The organism is Planktothrix sp. (assembly GCF_046067725.1).
Lineage (GTDB): Bacteria > Cyanobacteriota > Cyanobacteriia > Cyanobacteriales > Microcoleaceae > Planktothrix.
In genome coordinates this window covers 1-10840 of sequence record NZ_JBJUDF010000241.1, presented here as the reverse complement: position 1 = coordinate 10840, position 10840 = coordinate 1, and the positions used below count along the sequence as shown (strand labels likewise).

Here is a 10840-nt window from a genome sequence, read left to right as displayed (position 1 = left end):
GCCCTGAAATAGATTCTGATGAAAGATGGGCAATGATTCGCATCTTCAGAATCGCCAAAGTTCCCCATGCAGAATTTCTTGAAAGAAGCGATGAATTGATTCAATTAGCTTATCGGAAACTGTACGAAAACTTTAATCCTTAGAGTCAATAAATCAAGAGTCAATAAATCAGCAGCATTACTTCGTTCCTCAGCACAAGCTTAATGTTGTTGGTTTATTTTTTTTACCTATCAATAAATCATGAAACGTCAAGTCAACTATGTTCAATTAGAATTGCCATTATATCCTAAACTAAAGAGGGGGCAAAAAGTTAGAATTACCGGAGTTGATTCAACTGGAGAATACGGATTTTTAATTGGCAAAGTAGGAATAATATCCTCAATGGCTGAAGAGGGAATCTGGGTTAGATTTCCAGGTAGATTCTTAGCTAGGAAAATTCCATTGATTTTATTATATTCAATTTGGGAGATAGAGAAATGCAAGTAATCGGTGAGGGTGGCTATCGCCAAAGGAGGGTAGTTAGTTTTTTTGGAGTTTATTTATCATGATTGCTATTCCTACTAAATCTGAAAAAGAATGCTCTCTTCTCGTTGATGGTTTGCGAATCTTAGCTTGGCAAGCCTATAAAGCTGAATATAAGCCAGCAGAAGGTCAGAAAAAGCTTGAAGGACTTAAACTTTATGAAGTCTTCTCTAAAGAGTGGGAAAATCATGAGATTCACAAAATGGATTTGCCCAAAGTTCAGAAGCTTGTTAAATCTTTAGGATATTCTGAAGACGAAATCAAAGAAATCCGTCAAGATTACTATTCTCGTAAATCTTCCTACAACAATGGGAATGGTAGCCAATACACAGAATCTAATTCCTCTACAGACCAACCTGCATTCTAGTTTCTAGTTTCTGTTAGCTAAAAGTTCCAGTCTCCTTGTGAGATTGGGGCTTTTTTTATTGAAAGTTAATGGCTTGGACGGCTAACGCTAAAAGTTAATGTAGTTCAAGGTAAAATTATGAAACTCCCTCAACTCCCTGTGTCTGTGGCAATTTCAGGTTCTCGCTCCATCAAATCTTTAAATCCTGAAGCAATAACCCGAATTAATAATATCATTGAACTCAATTTTCAAATTAGGATTGGTGATGCTCCCGGTATTGACACTTTAGTTCAATCTTATCTTCATTCTGTTAATTATCCTTATGTTCAAGTTTGGCATATTGGCAGCAAACCTCGGAATAATATTGGCAATTGGCATACTGTTGAAGTTTCTGGAAATTATACAGATAGAGATAGAAGTATGCACCGATATTGTAAGTTTGGTTTAGCAATTTGGGACGGTCGCAGTCATGGAACTAAGCGTAATATTGAAGAGATGGGTAACAGAATGAGAGTTGTTTTTGTTGATTAATTAGTAGAGACGTGCCTGGGCGAAGCCATGCCGAAGGCTATTGGCACGTCTGTACTGGGAAACCAGGGATTTTTTTATTAGGAGCTACCGCTAACAAATGGTAGTTGTTTTTGGATTAATCATCATGTTTGAATTAATTAAAACTGAAGATAATGGTCAATGGATTGAAGTTTGTGGCATTCCCTACTTTTGCCCTGATAATTCATCTTATTATGATTTTGATTTAGATGAGGATGAAGAACATAAGCCCGAACTTAATACTGATTTTGAATTAGAATCTCAAGCTGAAATTGAGTTTGATGAATTTTAATCATTAAATTAATTGATCAGTCTCTGATTATTTCAGAGGCTTTTTTTTATTGAAAGTTCATGGTGAGGGAGGCTAACGCCAAGAGTTTATGAAGTTTATTGGTAAATCAAATGTTTTACGAACCTCCTACAATCAAAGGCGAGATCCGAAACCTCAAACAATCTCGACCCGATGGCTATAGTCAAGACATCTTCACTTACGATATCTACTTTGATGATCAATTCCATTCAAGCCATCATTCTTACTTTTTAGACAGAGAAGCTGCCATAAATGAAGCTAAAAAGCAGGGAAACTTCATTCGTGAGAAAATTCTCCTTGAACGAGAGTTAGCGGCAGTCGGAGATAAACGCTACATTAAATTTGAAGATAGTTATTACCAAATCTTTCACAAAGGAAAACTGTATTGTTGTTTTCATTCTACATCTTTAGATGAAGCAAAGCAGTATTTAGAAAAGCTTGATTTTGAAGATAACAGAAACCTATACTATCTTCATACTAGCTTATAAAAGTTTCAATCCCTAAACTAATTAATAAAACCTTAGAGCAATCTGAGGTTTTTTTTAAGGGGAGCTAACGCTAATAGTTTATGAAGTTTTTAGGTAATTAACATGAACCTTTATCTACTTCTCATCTTCTTGACTGATATTCTTATAATTCTTGATTTAGAAATCATGAATCAAGAACAAATTGATGAATATCTTCTTAAAGAATTAGATAGTTACGATCCTAACCTGTGGGAATGGAATGAAAACAAAACTGAATATTGGATTCAGCGTAATTGTATCTTCTAATTAATGTTCTTCTAAACTCAAAAAACCTAGATTTCTCTAGGCTTTTTTTATTGCTACCGCTTTAATTTATGGGTCTTTATCATCTAATGAATTATGAACACTGCATTTATTACTGGACACAGAATTTTTGACTATCCCTTTGACTATCCTAGTCTTCGTCAAGGGATTAATCAATTAACTGACCTTGCTCTTAACCGAGGAATTACGAATTTTCTAACTGGAATGGCTTTAGGAACTGATACTTTAGCTGCGTTGATTTGGGCTGAACGCTACCTAACTTGGAAAGCTATTCTACCTTGTTCTGACCAGGATTCAAAATGGACTTACAAACAGCAACAGGATTATCGCCAACTATTAACTAAAGCAACTGAAGTTAAGGTTTTATATCCCCAATATCAACAGGGTGTTATGCAAGGTCGTGATGCTTGGTTAGTTAAGAATTCTCAATTATGCTTGGCTGTTTGGGATGGACGAACAGAGGGAGGAACTTATCTAACAATTGAAATGGCAAGAAAAGCTCAACTTCCTATTATTAGTTTCAATCCTAAAACATTAGATATTAATGTTGAAGAACCGCCAAAACAATTAGAATTATTTTAAAGGGACGAGGGGCGAGGGACGAGGGACTTTTAATCCTGCCCCTTTATTATTTTGGAGGTTTCATGGAAACATTTGAAGATTTAAAAGTTTGGCAGAAGTCAATGTTAGTTGCTAAATCTGTTTACGAACTAACACAACAATTCCCACAACGTCATCATTATACTCTGGGTCAACAACTAGAACGAGCATCCATTTCTGTACCGTCTAACATTGCTGAAGGATATGGAAGAAATACAACGGCTGATTATATCAGATTTCTTTCTATTGCTAGAGGTTCCGTTAACGAAATAATCACTCAGCTTATGTTAACAGAAATGATGGGAATTAATAAGGTCGATTTAAAGCCTTTGATTGAACAATGTTATGAAGTCAGGAGGATGCTTAACTCAATGATTTCAACACTGGAAAGAAAAATTCGATAACTAACACTCGTCCCTCGTCCCTCGTCCCTCATCCCTTAAATTGCTACCGCTTCTTGGCTTCAGTTGTTTTTCTGGAGTCAAGAAATGTATCAACGTCATCCTTATCAATGGACAATTCACTCGGCTTTTCCTGGTGCAGATTTCTGGTTACTTAGTCGTCATTCTCAGGAAATGTTAGGTAAACCAATTCAAGAATATCAGAAAGGTTGTTTCGGATTGTTAGCACCAGAATGTTATGACCCACGATATGCCTTTTATCGATGTGAATACCTGTGGAGTAATCAGTTTTGGTACAGTTACGCTTACGGAAGTTTGAATCTCCAGCATTTACGAATTACTGATGTTAAAAAAGTCTTCAAACCTGGAAGTTACATCATCAGTCCAGCAGGAGAATTGATTGTCTTAACACCTCAACTAGCTACCGCTTGATGTTTGTAGTTTCTTTAATCAAAATTATGCAACAACTGAAAACTCACGCAAACCTGGATTTGGATTTGATTGTTGAACGGTTACAAGCTGATGGGGTTCTGAATTGCGATCGCATCCCTCCTCAAGCCATTAAACAAGCTCTAATTCATTGGTTTGATTCTATTGTTGAATCGATGAATGAAGAACCGGATTGGTGGATTCGGAATCACTGCACTAAACAGTTTGAAAACCATCTTCCTGAACCGTTAGACAATGAACCTGACTTTCAACATGAATCTGAATTAAAAGAGTTCGCTACTCTCTAACTTCTGCGGTGAAATAACGAACTCAAACACACCTAAACAATTTTGCAGATGTGGGATTTTCCCTTCGGCAAAGCTCAGGACAAACCTGCATCTGTTTTGTTTCACACTTAATGGATATTTTATCATGATTCCCAACAAAATGCAATTCCAACAACTACAATTATCCTCTGAAGAAGAAGAGTTAGAATTTATCCCTCTGGAGCTTTCTACTAATTCTGAAACCGAACAAATTACTGAATCTAATTCTGAAACTGAAACAATTACTGAATCTAACAGTCAATCTTCTCCTTTGCAACGGTTTGTTGAAACTAAAATCCAACTTAAGGAAACCGAAGCTAAACTTGAATCTCTGGAACTCGAAGCGATTGATGAAGCTCTTAATCTCTTGTCTCAGAATCAGGATAACAACAAAAATAACGTTATCTATGATTCGGGCATAGCAAAAGTTGTTATTGGGTTTCGTCAGAAGTATGAATCTGCTAAAGAGAATACTACTATTGCTCGATTAGAAGATGATATTAAGTTGGCTGAACAGTCACAACAGAAGAAAATGGCGGCTAAACTTAATCAGATTGATGCTCAGATTCAGGAACTAGAGAATCAGATTAAACAACTTGAAGAACAACGAGATAAACTGATGTCAAATCAGCGTTTAAATCGTTTAAAATCTCATCTGTTTTCTGCAATTCAAGATTCTGCTTACAAACAAGCTTACCTAAGTGTTCATATCAAAAAGTAAGCTGACTTTCTCATCAATTAATACTAAAATTAAAGAAGTCGTTGTAGTTATTAAAATTAATTATATCGGCTTCTTTTTTAAATGGGCTACCGCTTTTTTGAGTTGGTTTCTTGAAATTCATCTGAAACTAAAACTGAAACTGAACCTTAAACTTTTACTCAAGGATCACTAAAATCATGAACATTATCGTCAAAGAAGGATTTGCTTTCCGAGTGCCTGAATTAGCGAATCGTTATCGAGCCAATTGTAATGGTGAATGGGGCTGTTTCGTCACCGGAGACACCAAAGGTTTAACCCATTCTAAAGCAGAAAAAGCGGGTTTAACTCGTGGGAATTTTGTTGAACTGGCGGTTTGTCAAATCAGTGAGAAAATCTTAACCTTTGAACCGCACTACCATGCTGAACCGTTTCTCGAAATCTGGGGCTTTCCTGTTGCTGGAGAAATGAAGAATGAACTGCCGGAAAAAGCTTCTCAACTGGTAACATTTCTGTTGCATCGTCGCAGCAAAGATAAAATGATTGGCTTAGTTGATACTTTTGCCAAAGAAGCCTTCACCTCTTGGGTAAATGAAGGCATGAAAGGTGATGCTAACGAATATGCTTTTCATAAAGCCAATGAACTGCGATTCAGCAAGATTTTCCGCTTTGAGTTCGTGCCTGAAACTTCTCCGAATGGTAACTATCATTGGGTGAAAGTTGATGTGCGTGAGCCAAATTCTGAACTTGATAAAGCGGCTTTGTTGGCAGCTAAAGAAGTTTGTGAACTTTATCCTACGGCTTGTACAGATTCTCGTCTTGAAGAAAACCATCTCAATAATGTTGGTGCTGTTCTTCCTCCGGCTGCTGCTCCTAATGCTTTACCTGCGGGAAATGGTGCGGCTGTTGCTCAAATTCCGGCGAAAACCAAGTCTAGTAAATAGAGCCAGTAATTTTCATTGATTAACACAAAGCTGGGGGAAACCCTGGCTTTTTTATTGATTGATAGTTTATCATAATTTTATGCCTATGAATCGTAAACTTTACCCTAAAGACTGGGAAACCATTGCTTTTAAAATCAAAGAATCGGTTAATTGGACTTGCGAAAACTGCCATCGTCCCTGCCGCCGATCTGGTGAGAGTAAAGAAGCGTTTCTTCAGCGTCTTAACCCGCACTATCATCAAGAGTTTAACCAAAAGCCCAGTCGCTTTATCCTGACTGTAGCCCATCTGAATCATATTCCAATGGATTGCGATCGCTCTAACCTTAAAGCTTGGTGTAGCGTTTGCCATTGCATTTACGACCTTAAACAAATGAATCTGAAAAAGTATCTGAAACGAGAAAGAAACGGGCAACTGTCACTATTCTCAGAACAGCCAATCCTTAAGCCCCAATCCAGACAAAATCTCGATAACTGATAATCTTTAAGTTTTTGAATCAGTAAATCCTTAGCTTTCATTGTATCACAATCTGATACTATGGAGGCTTTCTTTTATTAAATTATAAAAATATAGATTTGTTGAATATCAGTTAATTTATACAGCAATAGTCTATAATTAAATTAACAGTTATAATTGTATTTTTATTAATTAAATTGGTGACATTTTCTTCTATAATTAGGGATGCTCGAATTGGAACTCTCGTAATGTTAGCCATTGATTTAGCCGGATTAACTAAACCCTCTCAAGTTGCATCTCTGATTCGGTCAGTTCTGAAGGATTATGAACTTTTTGTAATGCCTGGAATGCCTAATTTATCAGGAGAAATTGAAGTTAAAACCTCTCGAACTGTTCTCACTCCCGAACTCGCTCTCAAGCGTGCAGAGACTCTATGGCGTGGGATTGCAGAAGATATGGGTATGGGAACGGTCAAAGAACTGCCTAATAAACAAGTCACAACTTTAGATGCTAAAACTACGTTTCAAACATTAATTCAACAGTCACACGCTCAAGTTCAAGAGTTAGAATTTGAAAATCCTCCCAATCTCACGAACACGTTAGCTAATTTAGAAACGGTGCAGCAATTGGAACAGATTCTGCAGTTAGGAGTGATTTTTAGTAAGTTATCAAATCCGCGTATTTATGAAGTGACAGGTGATTTAGGATTTGTTGAAGATGGAAAAATTATGGTAATCTGTGGTGAATTTACCGATGTGGCAACAGCTAAAGATTCTTCAATTATTTGTCAAACTTTGTTAGGTGGAAATTAGATAATTAGCTTCCGTCAATCTGAATCGTGTTCTTCTTCCATGCTTGCCTTTCCCCCAATTGGGGGTTTTTTATTTAAGAAATGGAAAAACTAATTCTGACTCCCAACTTTATTATTGATGGTGATACCTTTATTGCTGAATATAATAGCGCAGCTACTAAATTTAGAGCCAGATGGATTGATGCCCCTGAAATTCAAAAGTTTGGTAAAATTCCCACAGAAACGGATTTGAATCAATGGAAGTGGGGGGAACTGTCACGGCGTTATCTGGAGCATTTAATCCAGAGTAAACAACTGACGGTTATTATTCATGAAACAGACCCTTATAATCGGATTTTATCAGATTGGTATTTAGGACGCTCTAACATTCAACTGAAACTGTTACGCTTAGGTTTAGCAGTCGCATTTTTAGATCCAAAAATTGTTTATGAAAGTCGTCATTTAACGAAATTTGATATTCTACTTGCTAGTCGGATTTTGTACCATCAATATCAAGCGATTCAGAAGCAAAAAGGAATCTGGGCAGATGCACAATTTCTGACACCTGTTGATTATCGGAAGCTACGATAAGTTATTCAATCCGTTGAATTTGATTGACTAAATCTTGCAAATTAATGTCATAATATCGAATAGCAAGGTCAATAATAAATGTAGATAATAGAGTAGAAAATACTATCAAAATCAACCAAGTTTTAAGTCCTCCTGGTGTTGCTTTAACGATTCTGCCAAAGGTACGGAAGGGGAATAAATCAGCTTCCATTTCCTTCCAGTTGTCTTCATCGGATTCTTGGTAAACTTCTAACTCTTTTAATCGATTATTAAAACTATTCTGGTCAGTAAATAAAGAGCGTTCAATTTGTCGGAGTCGAGTTGAATTTTCCCTAACTTCCACTTCAAGTTTTACCAGTTTCTCAATTTGCGAAGTAGATAGTTCCCGAATTCCTAAATCTGAAAATACTGGATCATCAGTGAGTTGTTGAATTAAGGTTTCAAAAGATTCAGTAGACCTGCGAATAGAAGATGATTTCAAGACTTGAGGTAAAGCTTTAATCACAGCATTACTACGTTCTTCAGATGCTTTTAATTGCATTTCTAAGTTTTTCCGGTCTGTGATATCAACACTGGTGACAACCATACCATTACGACATTTCTTTGCAGAAACAATAAAGGTTGTAGTTTTGCCTTGGATTTTAGAAACAATTTCCCAAGTTCCTTCACTGCGATGGGAAGCAATAAATCGTTCTAAAGTTTGTCTAAATTCTGGATTTTCATCAATTTTTCCCACTTCCTGACCGACTAATTCTTGGGGATTTAACCCTAAATATTCTGCCATTTTGCCATTCACAGCTTCATAGCGTAAATTAAAATCAATATAAGAAGCCAGTCCAGCTACAGTAGAAAGAAACGCATCTATTTGTTCTCGCAGTTCCGTTTCCAAGCTAATATCTTTAATTAGACTAACAATAGAAATTAATTGGTTTTGCTCATCAAAGAAAGGTTTATTATACCATTCACAAGTAATAATTTCTCCATCTTTTCTCAGATTTTCATTCAAATTTCTTAATCCACCTGTTTGAGTATAAAGTTGAGAGAAAATATCTGATATCATTGGTTTGAGATGGGCAGGAATTAAGAAAAAAGCGTGCTGACCAATGGCTTCTTCTGCTGTCCAACCAAAGATTTTTTCAGCTTGAGAGTTCCATTGTTTAATCCGACAATCTGAATCCCACTCAATGACAGCTAAAGGGATATCTGATAATAAAGTTAAAGAATTTTTTGATAAGTTTTGATTCAGCATTTTGGTTCAGTCTAGTTATAATTTAATTATACTTTTTCTGATAATTTTTTAGCAAAATATGGCTGTCATTCTACACCCTAAAACTTTAACAGAAGCTCAATTAATTCAGGCATTAACAACAACAACACAGTCGCTACTTTCACCTTAACGTACTGGACAAAAACATTCTTCGGAAACCTCCCCCAACTCTTGATTCGCTATTCCGATGGCTCCTATTCTGTCCAACCCCCTGATCATCCGGTGGAACCGTGGCGGACTCTGCATGGCTTGGTTTTCGATCACTTAATTCATGTGGCGCTCTGGCACTGCATTCTCAATGGGGTGGAATCTGACCTACACCTTATCGGCCGTCATGTTCTGATTCAGCATGACCCTGATACTAACGCCGCTAATCTCCAACTCGGCAACTGGATTGTCTTGTCTACTCGCATTGTGCAGACTTGAAGCCAAGGTAAAGCTACTGCCACAGAAACCGCCACTGCACGGATTCCTAAAACAGTCTACAGGGAAATTCTCTAGTTAAACATCTGAATGTTTGAATGTTTAAGCATCTGAGCGTTTAGATAACCAATGATCAACGAGTTGTTCAATGATTTCACTCATTTCCTCACCGTCCATTGTGGCTTGGGTTTTGAGCTTCCGGTGCAGTTCTCGTGGAAGGTAAATGGTAGTTCGGACATAGTTGGGGTCTTTGCTTTTGCTGAGTTTTTCGGAACTGGATAAATTATCTGGAGGTGTTGGTGTTGTGGCATCTTTGCCTTTAGCGACATTAAACAAATCATCAAAACGGCTCATGGTAAAATCTCCCGTCCAACTTGTTGATAACATTGCCATGCAGCTTTGGAGTATGGATCATTGACCTGGCCAACAGAGATTCCTTCTAAGGCGGCTTTCTGAAACACTGCCAACCGTCTAATCCCCCCTTGAAAAATTGGGAGTCCGGCTTTTTGAATAGCGAGTCGGGCTTCATCTCCACTACGATTTGGTTTTGGGGGAATCACAGTCAAAAGGATTTTATAATTACTCTGAAGACTATGCAGAGCATCGACCATTTGTAATGTGGCTCGGATTGCTAAAGCATCGGGAGAAGTGGGGAGCACCAGTAAATCACATCCTTCCGCAATCGTTTTTAAGTCTTCGGGATTGGGTCGGGCTGGAGTATCAATCACAATATGCTCAAATTGCCTTGCAAACTTGACCCCTTGTTTCTCATCTACAACTTTCACGGGCAACGCCCCCCGACTGGCCCAGTCCAAAGCACTGCGGTTTAAATCTCCATCCACTAGCAGAGTCTCGGCTTTGGTTTGTAGATAAACTGCTAAATGCAGGGCAGTGGTAGACTTCCCAACTCCCCCTTTGAAAGAGGCTACTGTTATAATCATCTGGACATCTAAATGTTTAAACATTTCAAAGGCAGCAAATCACTCGATCTGCTGTTTTTATTTTATCGGTTTCTGACCGTTTAAATGCTTAGATGTTTAAATGCTTAAATGTTTAGATGCAGAGATGTTTAAATGTTTAATCAGTTCCCAAAACGAGATAGGCTTGGGTCGGCAAACGGCATCGCTACGCTAAGGAGTGTTTGGTACAGAAAAGGCTAAAAGGCATGATCCCTATCAGCATCATCTAACCAATTTTCAATTGTCCTAAGAATATCCTCCAAAGTGGGCTGAGTTTCCAACTCCTCCGCGACCCAATATAACGCCGGGGGGATTTTCAAGAGCTTAATCAGTCGAGGTTTCCAATCGGTACGAGTTAACAGATTCCAAAACTGTGTCCAAAACCGTTTCAGCAATTCCGGTGGTTCTCCGGCGGGTTTCTGTTCAGGAACATCACTCACAACAGCTTCTATATTACTTATT

The 10840-nt window shown here is 37.6% G+C and carries 18 protein-coding genes; 14 read left to right on the top strand and 4 right to left on the bottom strand.

Annotated features, from left to right (window positions below; all coding sequences use genetic code 11):
• Positions 1–240 precede the first annotated feature (240 nt).
• The 14 genes from ACKPEB_RS14980 to ACKPEB_RS14915 all read left to right on the top strand — a co-directional run bounded on the left by ACKPEB_RS14980 (position 241) and on the right by ACKPEB_RS14915 (position 7750).
• A complete protein-coding gene (locus ACKPEB_RS14980; protein ID WP_408965728.1) occupies positions 241–486 on the top strand; it encodes a hypothetical protein in 246 nt (81 codons plus the stop codon).
• A 58-nt stretch (positions 487–544) separates the two neighbouring features.
• Complete coding sequence (locus tag ACKPEB_RS14975; RefSeq protein ID WP_408965727.1) at positions 545–889, top strand: hypothetical protein; 345 nt, start codon at positions 545–547, stop codon at positions 887–889.
• A 117-nt stretch (positions 890–1006) separates the two neighbouring features.
• On the top strand, positions 1007–1399 hold the full coding sequence (locus ACKPEB_RS14970; protein WP_408965726.1) for a hypothetical protein: 393 nt from the start codon (positions 1007–1009) through the stop codon (positions 1397–1399).
• Between the two features lie 124 nt (positions 1400–1523).
• Positions 1524–1709, top strand: coding sequence for a hypothetical protein (locus tag ACKPEB_RS14965; protein WP_408965725.1), 186 nt, complete (start codon positions 1524–1526; stop codon positions 1707–1709).
• Positions 1710–1819: 110 nt separating this feature from the next.
• The gene (locus ACKPEB_RS14960) at positions 1820–2215 is read left to right on the top strand and encodes a hypothetical protein (protein WP_408965724.1); all 396 of its coding nucleotides are present in this window, start codon (positions 1820–1822) and stop codon (positions 2213–2215) included.
• Positions 2216–2593: 378 nt separating this feature from the next.
• On the top strand, positions 2594–3100 hold the full coding sequence (locus ACKPEB_RS14955; protein ID WP_408965723.1) for an SLOG family protein: 507 nt from the start codon (positions 2594–2596) through the stop codon (positions 3098–3100).
• 62 nt (positions 3101–3162) lie between these two features.
• Positions 3163–3522, top strand: coding sequence for a four helix bundle protein (locus tag ACKPEB_RS14950; protein WP_408965722.1), 360 nt, complete (start codon positions 3163–3165; stop codon positions 3520–3522).
• 84 nt (positions 3523–3606) lie between these two features.
• Positions 3607–3951, top strand: a complete 345-nt coding sequence (locus tag ACKPEB_RS14945) for a DUF6943 family protein (RefSeq protein ID WP_408965721.1) — start codon at positions 3607–3609, stop codon at positions 3949–3951.
• 26 nt (positions 3952–3977) lie between these two features.
• The gene (locus ACKPEB_RS14940; RefSeq protein WP_408965720.1) at positions 3978–4256 is read left to right on the top strand and encodes a hypothetical protein; all 279 of its coding nucleotides are present in this window, start codon (positions 3978–3980) and stop codon (positions 4254–4256) included.
• Between the two features lie 124 nt (positions 4257–4380).
• Complete coding sequence (locus tag ACKPEB_RS14935; protein ID WP_408965719.1) at positions 4381–4995, top strand: hypothetical protein; 615 nt, start codon at positions 4381–4383, stop codon at positions 4993–4995.
• A gap of 176 nt (positions 4996–5171) precedes the next feature.
• Positions 5172–5915 (top strand): hypothetical protein, encoded by a 744-nt coding sequence (locus ACKPEB_RS14930; RefSeq protein WP_408965718.1) that lies wholly within the window; start codon positions 5172–5174, stop codon positions 5913–5915.
• A gap of 79 nt (positions 5916–5994) precedes the next feature.
• The gene (locus ACKPEB_RS14925; RefSeq protein ID WP_408965717.1) at positions 5995–6390 is read left to right on the top strand and encodes a hypothetical protein; all 396 of its coding nucleotides are present in this window, start codon (positions 5995–5997) and stop codon (positions 6388–6390) included.
• A gap of 179 nt (positions 6391–6569) precedes the next feature.
• Positions 6570–7181: a hypothetical protein gene (locus tag ACKPEB_RS14920; protein WP_408965716.1), complete on the top strand. Its 612-nt coding sequence runs from the start codon at positions 6570–6572 to the stop codon at positions 7179–7181.
• A gap of 80 nt (positions 7182–7261) precedes the next feature.
• Positions 7262–7750 (top strand): thermonuclease family protein, encoded by a 489-nt coding sequence (locus ACKPEB_RS14915; RefSeq protein ID WP_408965715.1) that lies wholly within the window; start codon positions 7262–7264, stop codon positions 7748–7750.
• A gap of 1 nt (position 7751) precedes the next feature.
• On the opposite strand, the gene ACKPEB_RS14910 is transcribed toward ACKPEB_RS14915, so the two are convergent.
• The 4 genes from ACKPEB_RS14910 to ACKPEB_RS14895 all read right to left on the bottom strand — a co-directional run.
• Positions 7752–8978, bottom strand: coding sequence for a PAS domain-containing protein (locus ACKPEB_RS14910; RefSeq protein WP_408965714.1), 1227 nt, complete (start codon positions 8976–8978; stop codon positions 7752–7754).
• 543 nt (positions 8979–9521) lie between these two features.
• Positions 9522–9773 carry a hypothetical protein gene (locus ACKPEB_RS14905; RefSeq protein WP_408965713.1) on the bottom strand — a complete coding sequence of 84 codons (252 nt, stop codon included), beginning with the start codon at positions 9771–9773 and terminating at the stop codon, positions 9522–9524.
• Positions 9770–10360 (bottom strand): AAA family ATPase, encoded by a 591-nt coding sequence (locus tag ACKPEB_RS14900; RefSeq protein ID WP_408965712.1) that lies wholly within the window; start codon positions 10358–10360, stop codon positions 9770–9772. Before ACKPEB_RS14900 ends, ACKPEB_RS14905 begins: the two co-directional genes overlap by 4 nt.
• A gap of 215 nt (positions 10361–10575) precedes the next feature.
• Positions 10576–10840, bottom strand: a 265-nt coding sequence (locus ACKPEB_RS14895; RefSeq protein WP_408965711.1) for a hypothetical protein, incomplete at its 5' end; no start/stop codon positions are given.